This window comes from Streptomyces sp. DSM 120436 (genome assembly GCF_055778765.1).
The window spans coordinates 1,404,609-1,419,639 of record NZ_JBSKBS010000002.1 but is presented as its reverse complement, the minus strand read 5'-3'; the positions used below and the strand labels follow the sequence as shown (position 1 = coordinate 1,419,639).

Here is a 15,031-nt window from a genome sequence, read left to right as displayed (position 1 = left end):
ATCCGGAGGGCACGGCCCCGAAAACGGGTGGGGCGTCGTTGATCGACCTCGACAGGCAGCCGCGCATGGCGATATGTCCTCACTCAGGGTGTCCACGCCCTGGTTCGACGAGACCGGCGGTGAGAGTTCCTGGCTCCCGGGGTGGTCACCCCGGTGACAGTGGCGGGACCGCGCCGGATTCGCACCGGCTTCCTCTCCTGCCGCCGTGTTGGCGGAGGCAGTCCACCATGACCCCGGAAGGGCCGTCAACTTGCCGTTGACCTGCGGGGCTGAAGTGTGCCGAGGCCCACAGCGGGACTCACGTGGGTGAACGGCGGGAACGGCGGGAACGGCGGGAACGGCGTGACCGGCCCGCGGGGGCGCGGACACGGCGACGGGCGGGGCGGGAGCCGCTGCTCCCGCCCCGCCCGCTCACGCGTGCGGCCTGTCGTCAGGCCATGATCAGGTAGATGCCGTAGCCCACCGCCGCCGCGCACGCGGCGAAGCAGGTGTAGGCGCCGGTGACCGCGAGAGCCGTGGACCGGCCCGCCGCGGCGGCCCGCTCGCGGCGGGACATGCCGGAGATGCCGAGGGTGAACAGGGCCACCAGGGCCACGGTGACCACGAGGCTGACGCCGAAGACGGAACCGAGGGCCGCCCAGTCGATCTTCATGGTGCTCTTCTTCCTTCGTGCCGGGTCGCGGTCAGACGGACGTCTTGGCCGGCGGGCCCGCCGGGTCGCCGGCCGTCGGCGCCGGGATGGAGGCCGTGAGGTCCTCGGCCACGGTGCCGGCCGGGGGCGGGGTCACGGCGGCCATCGCCTGGGTCACCACGCCGGACGGCTCCTCGCCGGCGTCGTCGTGGTCGTTGACGTTGGTGTGGTCGACGATCTCACGGCGGGAGATCTTCCAGATGGCCGCGCTGGAGGCGACCAGGAAGACGGCCACCACGGCGGTGCCCCAGTCGCCGAAGCCGCACACCCACTCGGCGAGCGCCGCGACCAGGGCGGCGGCCGGCAGGGTCAGGCCCCAGGCGACGAACATCCGGGTGGCCGTGGACCAGCGGACCACGCCGCCCTTGCGGCCGAGGCCCGCGCCCATGACGGCACCCGAGACGGAGTGCGTGGTGGAGAGCGAGAAACCGAGGTGCGAGGAGGCCAGGATGACCGTCGCGGCGCTGGTCTGGGCGGCGAAGCCCTGCTGCGGCTGGAGGTCGGTGAGGCCCTTGCCCATGGTGCGGATGATGCGCCAGCCGCCGAGGTAGGTGCCCAGCGCGATGGCGATGCCCGCCGAGAGGATGACCCACATGGGCGGGTCGGAGTCGGGGGCGAGGGTGCCGCCGGCGACCAGGGCGAGGGTGATGATGCCCATCGTCTTCTGGGCGTCGTTGGTGCCGTGGGCCAGGGAGACCAGACCGGCGGAGGCGATCTGGCCGGCGCGGTAGCCCTTCGCGGAGGCCTTGTCGTCGGCGTTGCGGCCCATGCGGTAGGTGAGCCGGGTCGCGAGCAACGCGGCGACGCCGGCCACCAGCGGGGCGGCGATCGCGGGAATCAGGACCTTGGTGACCAGCACGTCGCCGTGCACCGCGCCGAAGCCGGCGGAGGCGACCGTGGCGCCGATCAGACCGCCCATGAGGGCGTGGGAGGAGCTGGACGGCAGGCCGACCAGCCAGGTGAGGAGATTCCAGAGGATCGCGCCGACCAGCGCGGCGAAGATGACCTCGGGACGGATGCCGGCCTCGTCGACGAGGCCCTTGGAGATCGTGTTGGCGACCTCCACCGAGAGAAAAGCACCCACAAGGTTGAGGACGGCGGACATGGCCACTGCCGCCTTGGGCCTCATCGCACCGGTCGAAATGGTCGTTGCCATCGCGTTCGCGGTGTCGTGGAAACCGTTCGTGAAATCGAACGCGAGTGCGGTTACCACCACAATCGCGAGGATCAGCGAGAAGCTTTCCATTTACCCAGGCAATCGTTCGAGGTCATTGGCTGGTCGAACGTACGTAACCAGGGTGAACGGAAGATGAACTGGAATGGGCATCACGGTGACCGTAAGAGGGGGCGGGCGCTCCGCCGTACAGCCCAAGCCGCCTGGGCTCCTGGCAGGATCTCCGCATGGCCGAAGAACAGCGGACCGGACAGGAAGCGGAAGGCGCTGTGCGTGGCGACACGGGCACGCGCGGCAAGGGCTTTGGGGGCGGGGGGGAGGAGGTGGCGCGCGCCTGGGCGGAGCTCGTCGGGACCGCCCGCCGGACCGTGGCCGACGGGCTCGTCGTCGGCACCTCGGGCAACGTCTCGGTACGGGTCGGCGACACCGTCCTCGTCACGCCCTCGGGGGTCCCGTACGACCGGCTCACCCCGGCCGACGTCACCGGGGTGGACCTCACGGGCCGGCAGGTGCTCGGCACGCTGGTCCCCACCAGCGAGCTGCCCCTGCATCTGGCCGTCCACCGCACGACCGACGCGCGTGCCGTCGTGCACACCCACGCCGTGCACGCCACCGCCGTCTCCACCCTCGTCGACGAACTGCCGGCGATCCACTACATGGCCGCCGCCCTCGGCGGCCCCGTCCGCGTGGCCCGCTACGCCGCCTACGGCACCCCGGAACTCGCCGAGAACACCCTGCGCGCCCTCGACGGCCGCACCGGCTGCCTGATGCGGAACCACGGCACCCTGACCCACGGCGCCGACCTCGACCAGGCGTACGACCGCACCGCCCAGCTCGAGTGGATGTGCCGGGTGTGGCTCACCGCCTCCTCCGTCCCGGGCATGACCCCCAGCCTGCTCGGTCCCGAACAGCTCGCGGAGGCGGGCGAGCGGCTGAGGGGGTACGGGCAGTCCCCGGCCGGTGGACGGGCGGCCCCCGAACCGCCCGGAGGCGAAACCGACAAGTCGACATGACGTCAGAGAATCCCCGGGCGCCGCAGGCGTACGGGCGGCGTCGGCGGCCCCGGGGGCGGATGTCCGCCGGCCGGGGGCGTGTGCGGCGGCTCCAGGGGCGGATGTCCGCCGGCCGGGGGCGTGTGCGGCGGCTCCAGGGGCGGATGCCCGTCGGCCGGGGGCGTGTGCGGGCGGCGACCGCCGAGTCCGGCCCGCGGGTGTGGCGTCCGGCCTACGGGGAACGCGTCCGGGAGCCGGATGACGCGCCCGGCAGGGCCGGGGACGCGGCCGGGGGCCGGCCCGCGTCCGGGCCGGCCCCCGGGTGACGCGCCCACTGGCCGGGTCCGCGTCCTGACCCGACACTGGGAGGCGTGCGCACTGTGACAGCGACGGCCGCAGCCGTTACCGCCGTGATAGGGGCCGGCGCCGCCGCGGTGGCCGCCGGCCGGTTCGCCAGCGACGCCGCCCTGAGGGTCCCCTCGGGCCGGCCCCTGCCCACCGAGCCCGTACTCACCGTCCACGCCACCGCCGCCGGCCAGATCACCCTCACCCGCGACCTCGCCGCCCTGCGGCCCGGCCGCCACGGCCTCGTCGGCGACGGCTTCCACGCGGTGGTGGGACCCGTGCTGCCCGGCGCCCCGAACTCCGCCGACAGCGTCGTGCGCCGCCTCGAACGCGTCACCTACGGCACGCCGGAACCCGGCGACCGGGTCCGCTTCACCCCCAACGTGCACGTCGGCGACCCGGGCACCGCGCTCGACGTCGACCACACCGTCCTCGACGTGCCGGGCGAACTCGGGCCGCTGCCCACGTGGTTCGTGCCCGGCGTCCGGCACACCTGGGTGATCGCCGTGCACGGCCTCGGCGCCACCCGGGAACACGTCCTCAACGTCCTCCCGGCCCTGCGCCGCAACCATGTCCCGGTGCTCGTCCCCGCCTACCGGGGCGACCCGGAGGCGCCCCGCTCCCCGGACGGGCTCAACCACCTCGGCGAGACCGAGTGGCGCGATCTCGACGCCGTGCTGCGGCACGCGGTGGACTCCGGCGCCCGCAAGGTGGTGCTCTACGGCTTCTCCACCGGCGCGACCATGGCGCTGCGCGCCGCCGCCCGCTCGGAACTGCGCGAGCGCGTCGCCGGGCTGCTGCTGGACTCCCCGGTGCTCGACTGGGAGTCCACCCTGCGCGCCCTCGCCTGCGCCCGCCGCACCCCCGGCGTGCTGCTGCCGCTCGCCGTCCGCGCCGCCCAGGGCCGCACCGGCCTGTACGGCGACCACCGGCCCGGCGCGGTCCGCCTGGACGGCATCGACGTTCCGACGCAGATCTTCCACGGCCCCGACGACACGGTGGCCCCCTGGCGGTTCTCCCGCCGCCTCGCCGCCGCCCACCCCGGCACGGTCACCCTGCAGACCGTCAGGGGCGCCCCGCACGCCGCGATGTGGAACGCCGACCCGGAAGCGTACGAGGAGTCGCTGCGGAGGTTCCTGGTGCCGCTGATGTGAGCCGGCACGCGGCGCGCCGGCCACCCGCGCGGACCCCCTGCGAAGGGTGCCGCGGCGGGCGGTGCGGGGATTCCGTTTAGCGTCGCACCGGTGGCCTGATCAGGTCCCTACAGCACGGTCCGAGCCCGGAGGACGACGGCCGCCGAGGCGCCCCCGGCATTCCGTTTGGGATTTCGGACCGTCAACAGGAAGACTGCACCCGTGACGTCCCGTATCCCGCGCGACTCCAGGCTTCGACTCGTCCGCCCGCGCCCCCTGGCCGCCGCCCCCGCCGCGATCGAGCAGCGGCGTGTGCGCCGCCCCGCGCCACGCCCTCCGGAGGGCACGCCCGCACCGGCCGAGCTGGCCGGAATGGCACGCTCCGTGCTGGCCGCGGCCGCCCGTGTGGCCCGCTGGGCCGACCGCGCCCTCGGCCCCGGCGGGGACAGCGCCACCGCCGACGGCAAGGCCACCCTGTCCGACGCCACCGCCCGCCGGGCCGCCGAGGCCCTCGGCCTGACCGCCGAACAGGTCTGTGCCGACTGGGACACCGCCCGGCTGGCCGGCCTCATCGAGGTGCACGGCGACAGCGCCCGCCCCGGCTGGCGGCTGCGCGCCTGGGACCGCGACGACGGCGCCGTGCTGCGCGGCTGGGTCGCCCTCTGCGACGCCTGGTCGCTCGCCTGCCCCGAGCCCGAGACCTACGAGCCGGCCGCCGTCGCCGAGGTCGTGACGGCGATGCCGCAGGTGCTGTCCTTCCTCCAGCTGTCCGCCGGGCCGGTGCCCGTGCCCCAACTGCTCGACCTGCTGGAGCAGCGGGTCACCGAACTGCGCACCGAGCGCTGCGAGGTGGACTACGGGGCGGGGCCCGGCACGCCCGCAGTCGCCCCCGAGCCCCGCCCCGCGCCCGCCGGGCCGTCCGCAGCGGACGCCCCGCTGGAACCGCTCCTCGACTGGGCGCTGCGCGCCCTCGCCTCCGTCGGCGCGCTGACCTACGGCGACGGACAGGCCACCCTCACCCCGCTCGGCAGCTGGGCGGTGTGGGTCAAGCTGGAGCAGATCTGCGTCGCCGCGCAGAGCCCCGCGGGCAACATCGAACAGGGCGCCGAGGACATGCTGCGCGGGTGTGCGCGGCTCCGCCCGGCCGCGGCCCGCGCCGAGTACCGCGCCTGGCTCGCCGCCCGGCCGGTCGGCAGCGCCGTCACCGAGCTGGTCGCCGCCGCCCGCGGCGAGGACGCCCTGCTGCGCGGCCTCGCCTTCGAGGCGCTGCGGGTGGTCGGCGCCCCCGCCGAGCCGGAGGTGCGCGCGGCCCTCGACGAGCCCGCGCTGCGGCCGTACGCCCTGCTGTGGCTGGCCGAGCACGACGGGATGGACCCCGAGGACGCGCACGAGGTCCTCACCCGCGAGGAGGCGACCTGGCTGTGGGTGGACACGGCCGCCGCGGTCGCCGACCACGGGGAGGCGCCGCTGCTGGTCCGCCACCTGGAGACCGCGGTCCAGCCGACGGTCCCGGCCCTCCTCGACGAGGTCCGCGCGGTCGGCCACCCCCGCACCGTCCAGGTCCTGGTGGCCCTGGCAGCCGCCCACCCGGACCCCGCCCTCGCCAAGGCGGTCCGAAGAGCGGCCTTCCAGGTCCACACGGGAGGCTGACGACGCCTGCGCGGGGCCCGGACTCCCGGGAGCGCGCGCGAGGTGGCGTCCTGGCAGCTTGCGCAGGGCTTCACGGCCGTCCGGCCCGGCCTGCGCGGGGCGGGTTCTTGGGGGGGGCGTGCGAGGTGGCGCCCTGACTCCTTGCGCGGGTTTCACGGCCGTCCGGCCCGGCCCCCTGCGCGGGGCTCCACGGCCGGCCGGACCCCGTCCACGCGACGGCTCGCCTCAGGTGCCCGCGAGCCGCGGCGGCGAGACGAGGGGCCGTGGGCACGGGCCCCGGACCCGCGCGCGGGCGCCTCATGGGCGGGAGCCGGGCATGGGGGCGCCGAGTCCGGGACCGGCACGCAGCCCTCCGGCCGCTGCGGGCCGTCGTGCTCCCCCCAGTGCCTGAACGGCCTGGGGGACCCAGCGGCACGGGTGGGCGCAACGGCACCCGCGCGACGCGGCACCCGCGCCGGCACTCGTACCGCGCCGGTACCGGCTCACGCGGGCAACGGCGGGCGGGGCCGGGGCGACGGGGCCGCCCCGCCGGATCAAGCGTCCGCGTCCGGCGCGTACGTCCCGAAACCCCAGATGTTGCCCTCCAGATCGCGGGCCATGTAGTCCCGCGACCCGTAGTCCTGGTCGGCCGGCGGCATCAGGATCTCCACGCCCTGCTCCACCGCCCGCCGGTGATGTGCGTCCACGTCGTCCACGACGACGTACACCCCCGCCGGCCCCGCGTCCTTCATCGCCGTGTCGAACACACCCCCGCGCCCCTTGGAGCCCAGCATCACCACCCCGTTGCCCTGGGCCAGTTCCGCGTGCATCACCGTGCCGTCCTCGCCCTCGTACACCGACACCTCCGTGAAGCCGAGGGCCTCCGTGAGCTGTCGGATCGCCGCCTTCGCGTCCCCGTACAACAACGTCGGGACGACGCTCGGACGCGAGCTGCCCGTGCCTGCCATGGTGACCACTTCCTCGTGTCCGGAGTGCACCGGGATGTCTCGTCACGGCTCAGTGTGGCACCGGCCACCGACAGCCGCAGGGAGGAAACCGCACGGGAAAAGCGGTTGCACCGCCCCGTTAGAATGGCTCGCATGGCCATTCTCCTCGCGCATTAGACGGCGGGAACGCCCTCAGCCGCCCACCGCCACCCTCCCCCGCTCCCGGCTTCGCTCGAGCGGGGGGATCCCCGACCGCCCTGGAGTCTGTCCGTGATCTCCGCCTCCGGCATCGAGCTGCGCGCCGGTGCCCGCGTCCTCATCGAGAGCGCCACCTTCCGCGTCGCCAAGGGCGACCGCATCGGCCTGGTCGGCCGCAACGGCGCGGGGAAGACCACCCTCACCAAGGTCCTCGCCGGCCAGGGCCTGCCCGCCGCCGGCACGGTCACCCGCTCCGGCGACGTCGGCTACCTGCCCCAGGACCCCCGCACCGGCGACCTCGACGTCCTCGCCCGCGACCGCATCCTCTCCGCCCGCGGCCTCGACGTGCTGATCCGCAAGATGCGGGAGAACGAGCAGCGCATCGCCAACGGCCAGGGCGCCACGCGCGAGAAGGCGCTGAAGCAGTACGAGCGCCAGGAGACCGAGTTCCTCACCAAGGGCGGGTACGCCGCCGAGGCCGAGGCCGCCACCATCGCCGCCGCGCTGAACCTCCCCGACCGGGTGCTCGGCCAGCCGCTGCACACCCTCTCCGGCGGTCAGCGCCGCCGCGTGGAGCTCGCCCGCATCCTGTTCTCCGACGCGGACACCCTGCTGCTGGACGAGCCGACCAACCACCTCGACGCCGACTCGATCGTCTGGCTGCGCGACTACCTCAAGACCTACCGCGGCGGCTTCATCGTCATCTCCCACGACGTCGACCTGGTCGAGACGGTCGTCAACAAGGTGTTCTACCTGGACGCCAACCGCGCCACGATCGACATCTACAACATGGGCTGGAAGCTCTACCAGCAGCAGCGCGAGGCCGACGAGAAGCGCCGCCGCCGCGAGCGGCAGAACGCCGAGAAGAAGGCCGCCGCGCTCAACGCCCAGGCCGACAAGATGCGCGCCAAGGCCACGAAGACCGTCGCCGCGCAGAACATGGCCCGCCGCGCGGAGAGGCTGCTCGCCGGCCTGGAGGAGGTGCGCCAGTCCGACAAGGTCGCCAAGCTGCGCTTCCCCGAGCCCGCGCCCTGCGGCAAGACCCCGCTGATGGCCGAGGGCCTGTCGAAGTCGTACGGCTCGCTGGAGATCTTCACCGACGTCGACCTGGCCATCGACAAAGGCTCCCGGGTCGTCATCCTCGGGCTGAACGGCGCCGGCAAGACCACCCTGCTGCGGCTCCTCGCGGGCGTCGAGCAGCCCGACACGGGCGCCGTCGTCCCCGGTCACGGCCTCAAGCTCGGCTACTACGCGCAGGAGCACGAGACCCTCGACCCGGACCGCACGGTCCTGGAGAACATGCGCTCCGCCGCGCCCGACATGGACCTCGTGGAGGTCCGCAAGGTGCTCGGCTCGTTCCTGTTCTCCGGCGATGACGTCGACAAGCCGGCCGGCGTCCTCTCCGGCGGCGAGAAGACCCGTCTCGCCCTGGCGACCCTCGTCGTCTCCTCGGCGAACGTCCTGCTGCTCGACGAGCCCACCAACAACCTCGACCCGGCCAGCCGCGAGGAGATCCTCGGCGCGCTGCGCACCTACAAGGGCGCGGTCGTCCTCGTCACCCACGACGAGGGCGCCGTCGAGGCGCTCCAGCCGGAGCGGATCATCCTGCTGCCGGACGGCGTCGAGGACCTGTGGGGCTCCGACTACGCGGATCTGGTCGCGCTCGCCTGACCGCGGCCCGACGGCACGGTCACCGATCGCGGTCACCCGCGTGTGATCGAATGCGTGATCCACTGGGTATGGATCATTCGGCCCATCGGTGATCCATCAATCGTGTGAGATCTCCTCATCCTGAGGTGTGTCCTACACGGATTTCGCGGCCGGACCCTCCGAGAACCGGGGTCCGGCCGTCGTACCTTTCTGACCTGCGGTTTTCCGGAGGAACCCGTTCGGCGGTCGCGCGCACGCCGCTTGGAATCCTTCATTCCGGATGTGGGGACACGCTCCCGTCGTCACGAGGTTGTCTCATCGACCTTGCCGAATGGGTGGCCATCGGGCCCGCGAGGGGTGATCATGAGGAGACCAGAGCGCACTTCCCATGAGGAGGCACGGGTGGCCGAGACTCTGAAGAAGGGCAGCCGGGTGACCGGCGCCGCGCGCGACAAGCTCGCGGCAGACCTGAAGAAGAAGTACGACGCCGGTGCGAGCATCCGGGCGTTGGCCGAGGAGACCGGCCGCTCGTACGGATTCGTGCACCGCATGCTGAGCGAGTCGGGCGTCACGCTCCGAGGGCGTGGCGGGGCGACACGGGGCAAGAAGTCTCCGACGCCCTGACCCGGCGCCCGCGGACCCGATGGTGGCCACCCGGCCGGCCGTCCGGCCGACCGGGTGGTTACTGTGCAGTCACTTAGACGACCGCACCCATCGGAGGCGCCCCATGGCTTCGTCCCCCCAGGACCCCCGTCCGGTACTCGACAAGGACGGCGTACGGCTCACCGTCGACGACGCGATCGCCACGGTGACGCTGACCAACCCGGCCAAGCGCAACGCGCAGAGCCCCGCTCTGTGGCGTGCGCTGACCGAGGCCGGCCGGCTGCTGCCCGGTTCCGTCCGGGTCGTGGTGCTGCGCGGGGAGGGCAAGTCGTTCTCCGCCGGGCTCGACCGGCAGATGTTCACGCCCGAGGGAATCCCGGGCGAGCCGTCGTTCGTCGACCTCGCACGCAGTGACGACGCCGCGCTGGACGCCGCCATCGCCGGCTACCAGGACGCGTTCACCTGGTGGCGGCGCAACGACATCGTGTCCATCGCCGCCGTGCAGGGGCACGCCATCGGGGCCGGGTTCCAGCTGGCCCTCGCCTGTGACCTGCGCGTCGTCGCGGACGACGTGCAGTTCGCCATGCGCGAGACCAGCCTCGGCCTGGTGCCCGACCTGACCGGCACGCACCCCCTCGTCGGCCTCGTCGGCTACGCCCGCGCGCTGGAGATCTGCGCGACGGGCCGTTTCGTCACGGCCGAGGAGTCGGTGAACACCGGCCTGGCCAATCTCGCCGTGCCCGCCGCCGAGCTGGACGCGGCGGTCCGGGACCTCGCCGCGGCGCTGCTGGCCGCGCCGCGCGACGCCGTGATCGAGACCAAGACGCTGCTGCGCGGTGCGCAGGACCGCACCTACGACGAGCAGCGGGGCGCCGAGCGCGCCGCCCAGGCCCGTCGCCTGCGTGACCTGGCCGGCCTCGGCGAGTGAGCGGACGGCCGTGACCGGCCGACGGCGGCGGGATGCTCCTGTGGATGTCAGTCCAGGTCGGTGACCAGGACGGCCACCGTCGGCCGGTCCGGCAACGCGGCCGCCACGGCCGCCCGCACGGCCCGCGCCACCTCCAGCGGCCGGAACCCCACCGCGACGGCGAGATCCACGTGCGCATGGCGGCGGGGCAGGGCGGCCCCGGTGGCCGGCTGCTCCGCGCCGAGCCGCACCCCGCGCCCCCACACGCCTGTCAGCCGGCTCACCCCCGGCACCCCGAGCACCACATCCGCGACCCGCTCGGCCTCCGGGCCGCCGCCTCCGCCGGCGGCACCCGCCGCGGGAGCAGGCGTCGCCGCGCCGAAAGCCTCCGCCCTCCCGGACGCTTCCCCGTGCCGGTACGCCGTCGCGGCCCCAGACGCCTCCGTGCCCTCGGTCGTCCGCGCCGCCGCGAACGCTTCCCCCGCTTCCGGCGTCCCCGTCACCCCAGGCGTCCCCGTCACCCCAGGCGTCTTCGCCACCTCGCGCGTCCCCGTCGCCCCCGCTGCCTCCGGCACCTCCGGCCCGTCCGCGGCCGGCTCCGTGTCCAGCAGATCCGTGACCCGCAGGTCCACCTCCGTCAGTTCCAGGCCGATCCGTTCCGTCGCGGCGGACGCCAAGGCCGTGCGCAGGCGGGACGCCGTCTCCGGGAGGGGCCCTGCCGCCGTGGCCGCGAACTCCGCGGTGAGCCGCAGCGGGCCCGGCGGCAGGGCGCTCGGCGGGGCCGGGACGACCGGGTCGGGTGCCGCGTCCGGGTCGGCGAGCCCGAGCCGGACCCCGTCCAGGCGTACCTCCGGCACGTCCCGTTCCGCCGCGCGGCGCAGGGCCGTGCCGACCGCCCGTTCCGCGATCCACGCTCCCTCACGCGGTCCTCCCAGCGGCAGGAACCTGCCGAGCCCCACCTGCTGTCGCACCATCCGCGTCCACCGGTCCGCCGTCATTCCTCCAGCCTGCCGTATCCCTGGGGCGAATCGGGGCAACCGTGCATACGGTGGTGAAGGAGGACGACCGAAGGGACGTAGGGCGATGACCGACATGACCGAAGGCGGCTCGGTACGGGCTCCTGAGACCGGCAAGACGCTGGGCGACTCCGACACGCGCCGGGGACAGGGCACACGGCGCGGCGGTGGCGCCCCAGCGGACCGGGGCCGGACCACCATCGCCGACGGCGTGGTGGAGAAGATCGCCGGGCTGGCCGCCCGGGACGTCCCGGGCGTGCACGCCATGGGCAGCGGGATCTCGCGGACCTTCGGCGCCGTGCGCGACCGGGTGCCGGGCGGGTCGAAGTCGGTGACACGCGGAGTGAAGGCCGAGGTCGGCGAGGTGCAGACCGCGCTGGACCTGGAGATCGTCGTCGACTACGGCGTGTCCATCGCCGACGTCGCCAAGGACGTGCGGGAGAACGTCATCGCGGCTGTCGAGCGGATGGCCGGCCTCGAGGTGGTCGAGGTCAACATCGCGGTGAGCGACGTGAAGCTGCCCGACGAGGAGGACGACGAGTCCGAGTCCCGACTGCAGTGAGACGCGCTGAGCGGAGGAGCGAGGCATGAGAATGGCCGTCGTCGGCATGATCGCCGGCATGGCGTTGGGCTTCGCCGGATACTTCGGCGGATTCGGGGCTTTCCTGCTGGTGGCGGCCCTGGGCGCGGTGGGTTTCGTGGTCGGACGGCTGCTCGAGGGCGACCTGGAGCTCGGCGACTTCTTCCGTTCCCGTGACGAACGGCGGCGGTGACGGGGGTGGGCGCGGGGGCCGTGGAGCTCACCGGAGACCCGCGAACCGTCCCTCCGGGCGAACGCGGGCAGACCACGATCGCCGACCGGGTGGTCGCGAAGATCGCCTCCCAGGCGGCGCGTGAGGCCGTCGGCGCGCTGCCGCCGGACGCCGGGCCGCCGCACGCGAGCGTCGTCGTCCGGCACGGCAGCGCCCGCGTGCGGGTGCACGTCGAGCTCGGCTACCCCGGCGACATCGGCGGCCGTTGCGCGCGGGTGCGGCGGCGGATCGTCGACCGGGTGCGTGAACTCGCGGGCATGGCCGTGCCGGAGGTCGTCGTGCAGGTGGAGCGGCTGCACCTGGCCGCCCGGCCCGACACGGCCGGGAGGACGCCATGAGCGGACCCCCGGGCACGACGGCCGGCCCGGCGCCGCCGCCCACGGAGAGCGACGCCGCCACGGGCGGCGCGGGCGGCGGGCGCCGGCGCTTCTGGTCCGCCCGCCGCGTCCCGGCGGGTCTGCTGGCGCTGGCGGTCCTGGCGATCGCGGGCGTGTTCCTGTACGACATCGCCGCGGTACGGGCCGGCCGGCCCGGGATGAGCTGGCGCCGCGACCTCGCCCGCCAACTGGCGGAACGCCCGCTGGACGACGTGTGGGTGCTGACCGGTGCGGCCGTCGCCGCCGCGCTCGGCCTGTGGCTGCTGATGCTGGCCCTCACACCGGGACTGCGCTCGCTGCTGACGATGCGCAGCGTCCACCCCGACGTCCGCGCGGGCCTCGACCGGGACGCCGCCGCGACGGTGCTGCGGGACCGGGCGATGGAGGTGGCCGGTGTGCAGTCGGCCCGGGTCGCCGTGAAGCGGAGGAGGACGAACGTGCGGGCGGTGTCGCACTTCCGCGACCTGGACGACGTACGGGACGACCTGACCGCGGTGCTGGACGAGGCGCTCCGGGGGCTGGGCCTGGCCCGGCCGTCCACGCTGTCGCTGCACGTGCGGCGGCCCGGCCGGAAGGGGCGGTAGCCGTGAACACGACCGTCAACCGTGTGCTGCTCGCGCTGGCGGGACTGGTGCTGTGCGTGCTCGGCGGATCGGTGCTGGCGATCGGTCTCGGCGCGCCCGCGCCCTCCTGGTGGCTGCACGACGGCCGGCACGACGTGCTGCTCGACGACTCCGAACGGACCCGGTGGCGGGACGAGGGCTGGTGGTGGCCGGTGGTGATCGCCGCGCTCGCCGTGGTGGTCCTGCTCTGCCTGTGGTGGCTGGTCTCGGTGCTCCGCCGTCGACGGATGTCCGAGGTCTTCGTCGACTCCGGCGACGGCGAGGGGGCGGCGCTGCGGGGGCGTGCCCTGGAGCACGCGCTCGCCGAGGAGGCGAACCGGCAGGACGGCGTGGCCCGGGCCAGCGTCCTCCTCACCGGCCGCCACGGCACGCCACGGGCCCGCGTCGTCCTGCTCCTGGAACCCCACGTGGACCCCGGCACGGCCCTCGACGCCCTCACCACCGGCCCCCTCACCCACGCCCGCGAGGCCACGGGTCTGCCGGCCCTCCCGGCGGAGGTGCGACTCCGGGCGGTGAAACACCGCCCGGAGCGGGTCGTCTGACGCCGGGGCCGCTCCGGCCCGCGTCACCGGACCCACCGCGCACCGTGCGTGCGGACGATCGAGCCGGCGGGGACGTACGCCCTTCCCGGTCTGCCCTCGCCGGACCGGGGCCGCTGCCCCGGTTCCGGGCGGCGGGGACCACCGCCCCGTGCCCGGGGGGAGTGCCTGATCGCTGCCTGCCGTGCCGACCAGCCGCTGTCCCCGGGCAGGCGGGGGGTCGCTGCCTCTCCCGTGCCGGGCCGGGCTCCCGAGCCGGGCGGGAACCACCGTTCCGGAGCCGGGCGGGATGCCGTCGAGACCGGGTCGGACCGCTGTCGGCCGTGCCGAGCCAGGGTCCCGCGGCGGGTGGGGTCGCTGCCTCTCCCGTGCCGGGCCGGGCTCCCGAGCCGGGCGGGAACCACCGTTCCGGAGCCGGGCGGGATGCCGTCGAGACCGGGTCGGACCGCTGTCGGCCGTGCCGAGCCAGGGTCCCGCGGCGGGTGGGGGGCGCCGCCTCTCCCGTGCCGTGCCGGGCCGGGCCCCCTGCCTCCGGGCTGGGGACCCCCGCGCCGCGCCGGGCGGCTGCCGCCCGTCCCGGTGCGGCACGGCGGAGCCCCGCAGCGGACCGGGGCGGCCGGAGACCTGGTGCGGCCGGGCTCAGAACCCGTGCCGTGACCCGCCGTCCACCGGGAGCATCACGCCCGTGAGGTACGACGCCGCCGGCGACAGGAGGAACGCCGCCGTGCGGCCGAACTCCTCCGGGGTGCCGTAGCGGCGGAGCGGGATGCGGGACTCGGAGGCCTGGCGGGTGGCCTCCGGGTCGGCGGACAGGGAGTCCAGCTCGCGCACCCGGTCGGTGTCGATGCGCCCGGGCAGCAGGCCCACCACGCGGATGCCGCGCGGGCCCAGTTCGTCGGCGAGGGACTTGGCGAAGCCGGCCAGCCCCGGGCGCAGCCCGTTGGAGATGGTCAGCCCGGGGATCGGCTCGTGCACCGAGCCGGACAGCACGAAACCGATGACGCCCCCCTCGCCCAGCTCCGCGGCGGCCGCGCGGGCCAGCCGCACCGCGCCGAGGAACACCGACTCGAACGCCGCCTGCCACTGCTCGTCGGTGGTGTCGGCGACGAACCCCGGCGGCGGCCCGCCCACGCTGACGAGGACGCCGTCGAAGCGGCCGAACCGCTCCCGCGCGGTGGCGATCAGCCGCTCGGCGGCCACGGGGTCGGCGTTGTCCACGGCCATGCCGGCCGCGTCCGGCCCCAGCGCGGAGACGGCCTCGGCGACCGCGTCCTCCTTCCGCCCCGTGACGACCACCTTCGCGCCCTCGGCGACGAGCGCCCGCGCGGAGGCGCGGCCCAGCCCGCGGGTGGCCCCGGTGACGACGTACACCCGGTCCTTCAGCCCAAGATCCAT

The 15,031-nt window shown here is 74.8% G+C and carries 16 protein-coding genes and 1 riboswitch; of the genes, 11 read left to right on the top strand and 5 right to left on the bottom strand.

The window, feature by feature from the left end:
• Window positions 1-104: 104 nt before the first annotated feature.
• A riboswitch (cobalamin riboswitch) is annotated at window positions 105-242 on the bottom strand.
• 188 nt (window positions 243-430) lie between these two features.
• The gene (locus ACWH4W_RS28525; RefSeq protein ID WP_473078680.1) at window positions 431-652 is read right to left on the bottom strand and encodes a hypothetical protein; all 222 of its coding nucleotides are present in this window, start codon (window positions 650-652) and stop codon (window positions 431-433) included.
• A 31-nt stretch (window positions 653-683) separates the two neighbouring features.
• Window positions 684-1,937 carry an inorganic phosphate transporter gene (locus tag ACWH4W_RS28520; protein ID WP_473078679.1) on the bottom strand — a complete coding sequence of 418 codons (1,254 nt, stop codon included), beginning with the start codon at window positions 1,935-1,937 and terminating at the stop codon, window positions 684-686.
• A 155-nt stretch (window positions 1,938-2,092) separates the two neighbouring features.
• On the opposite strand from ACWH4W_RS28520, the gene ACWH4W_RS28515 reads away from it, so the two are divergent.
• The 3 genes from ACWH4W_RS28515 (at window position 2,093) to ACWH4W_RS28505 (ending at window position 5,985) form a co-directional block, all read left to right on the top strand.
• Complete coding sequence (locus tag ACWH4W_RS28515; RefSeq protein WP_473078678.1) at window positions 2,093-2,878, top strand: class II aldolase/adducin family protein; 786 nt, start codon at window positions 2,093-2,095, stop codon at window positions 2,876-2,878.
• A gap of 350 nt (window positions 2,879-3,228) precedes the next feature.
• Complete coding sequence (locus tag ACWH4W_RS28510; protein ID WP_473078677.1) at window positions 3,229-4,356, top strand: alpha/beta hydrolase; 1,128 nt, start codon at window positions 3,229-3,231, stop codon at window positions 4,354-4,356.
• Between the two features lie 201 nt (window positions 4,357-4,557).
• A complete protein-coding gene (locus ACWH4W_RS28505) occupies window positions 4,558-5,985 on the top strand; it encodes a hypothetical protein (protein WP_473078676.1) in 1,428 nt (475 codons plus the stop codon).
• 533 nt (window positions 5,986-6,518) lie between these two features.
• Here the strand turns inward: ACWH4W_RS28505 and ACWH4W_RS28500 are convergent.
• Window positions 6,519-6,932 (bottom strand): VOC family protein, encoded by a 414-nt coding sequence (locus tag ACWH4W_RS28500; protein WP_473078675.1) that lies wholly within the window; start codon window positions 6,930-6,932, stop codon window positions 6,519-6,521.
• A 249-nt stretch (window positions 6,933-7,181) separates the two neighbouring features.
• Here ACWH4W_RS28500 and ACWH4W_RS28495 point away from each other — a divergent pair, with 249 nt between their 5' ends.
• The 3 genes from ACWH4W_RS28495 to ACWH4W_RS28485 all read left to right on the top strand — a co-directional run bounded on the left by ACWH4W_RS28495 (window position 7,182) and on the right by ACWH4W_RS28485 (window position 10,290).
• Window positions 7,182-8,780, top strand: a complete 1,599-nt coding sequence (locus ACWH4W_RS28495; protein ID WP_106414844.1) for an ABC-F family ATP-binding cassette domain-containing protein — start codon at window positions 7,182-7,184, stop codon at window positions 8,778-8,780.
• Between the two features lie 381 nt (window positions 8,781-9,161).
• Complete coding sequence (locus ACWH4W_RS28490; protein WP_198602589.1) at window positions 9,162-9,383, top strand: helix-turn-helix domain-containing protein; 222 nt, start codon at window positions 9,162-9,164, stop codon at window positions 9,381-9,383.
• 103 nt (window positions 9,384-9,486) lie between these two features.
• Window positions 9,487-10,290: an enoyl-CoA hydratase/isomerase family protein gene (locus tag ACWH4W_RS28485; protein ID WP_473078674.1), complete on the top strand. Its 804-nt coding sequence runs from the start codon at window positions 9,487-9,489 to the stop codon at window positions 10,288-10,290.
• Between the two features lie 47 nt (window positions 10,291-10,337).
• On the opposite strand, the gene ACWH4W_RS28480 is transcribed toward ACWH4W_RS28485, so the two are convergent.
• On the bottom strand, window positions 10,338-11,267 hold the full coding sequence (locus tag ACWH4W_RS28480; protein WP_473078673.1) for a hypothetical protein: 930 nt from the start codon (window positions 11,265-11,267) through the stop codon (window positions 10,338-10,340).
• Between the two features lie 85 nt (window positions 11,268-11,352).
• Between ACWH4W_RS28480 and ACWH4W_RS28475 the strand changes: the two genes are divergently transcribed.
• The 5 genes from ACWH4W_RS28475 to amaP are packed head-to-tail and all read left to right on the top strand — an operon-like array spanning window position 11,353 to window position 13,639.
• Entirely contained in the window at window positions 11,353-11,847 is a 495-nt protein-coding gene (locus ACWH4W_RS28475) for an Asp23/Gls24 family envelope stress response protein (protein WP_473078672.1), read from the top strand.
• A gap of 25 nt (window positions 11,848-11,872) precedes the next feature.
• Window positions 11,873-12,058: a hypothetical protein gene (locus ACWH4W_RS28470; RefSeq protein WP_024887172.1), complete on the top strand. Its 186-nt coding sequence runs from the start codon at window positions 11,873-11,875 to the stop codon at window positions 12,056-12,058.
• Window positions 12,055-12,435 carry a hypothetical protein gene (locus ACWH4W_RS28465; RefSeq protein ID WP_473078671.1) on the top strand — a complete coding sequence of 127 codons (381 nt, stop codon included), beginning with the start codon at window positions 12,055-12,057 and terminating at the stop codon, window positions 12,433-12,435. The genes ACWH4W_RS28470 and ACWH4W_RS28465 overlap by 4 nt, the downstream gene beginning before the upstream one ends.
• Entirely contained in the window at window positions 12,432-13,058 is a 627-nt protein-coding gene (locus ACWH4W_RS28460) for a DUF6286 domain-containing protein (RefSeq protein ID WP_473078670.1), read from the top strand. Before ACWH4W_RS28465 ends, ACWH4W_RS28460 begins: the two co-directional genes overlap by 4 nt.
• A gap of 2 nt (window positions 13,059-13,060) precedes the next feature.
• A complete protein-coding gene (gene amaP, locus ACWH4W_RS28455) occupies window positions 13,061-13,639 on the top strand; it encodes an alkaline shock response membrane anchor protein AmaP (protein ID WP_473078669.1) in 579 nt (192 codons plus the stop codon).
• Window positions 13,640-14,275: 636 nt separating this feature from the next.
• Here amaP and ACWH4W_RS28450 read toward each other — a convergent pair.
• Window positions 14,276-15,031: an SDR family oxidoreductase gene (locus ACWH4W_RS28450; protein WP_473078668.1), complete on the bottom strand. Its 756-nt coding sequence runs from the start codon at window positions 15,029-15,031 to the stop codon at window positions 14,276-14,278.

Coding starts and splice junctions, on each gene's coding strand:
- ACWH4W_RS28525 (WP_473078680.1), bottom strand. CDS start 652: ATGAAGATCGACTGGGCGGCCCTCGGTTCCGTCTTCGGCGTCAGCCTC.
- ACWH4W_RS28520 (WP_473078679.1), bottom strand. CDS start 1,937: ATGGAAAGCTTCTCGCTGATCCTCGCGATTGTGGTGGTAACCGCACTC.
- ACWH4W_RS28515 (WP_473078678.1), top strand. CDS start 2,093: ATGGCCGAAGAACAGCGGACCGGACAGGAAGCGGAAGGCGCTGTGCGT.
- ACWH4W_RS28500 (WP_473078675.1), bottom strand. CDS start 6,932: ATGGCAGGCACGGGCAGCTCGCGTCCGAGCGTCGTCCCGACGTTGTTG.
- ACWH4W_RS28485 (WP_473078674.1), top strand. CDS start 9,487: ATGGCTTCGTCCCCCCAGGACCCCCGTCCGGTACTCGACAAGGACGGC.
- ACWH4W_RS28480 (WP_473078673.1), bottom strand. CDS start 11,267: ATGACGGCGGACCGGTGGACGCGGATGGTGCGACAGCAGGTGGGGCTC.
- ACWH4W_RS28475 (WP_473078672.1), top strand. CDS start 11,353: ATGACCGACATGACCGAAGGCGGCTCGGTACGGGCTCCTGAGACCGGC.
- ACWH4W_RS28470 (WP_024887172.1), top strand. CDS start 11,873: ATGAGAATGGCCGTCGTCGGCATGATCGCCGGCATGGCGTTGGGCTTC.
- ACWH4W_RS28460 (WP_473078670.1), top strand. CDS start 12,432: ATGAGCGGACCCCCGGGCACGACGGCCGGCCCGGCGCCGCCGCCCACG.
- ACWH4W_RS28450 (WP_473078668.1), bottom strand. CDS start 15,031: ATGGATCTTGGGCTGAAGGACCGGGTGTACGTCGTCACCGGGGCCACC.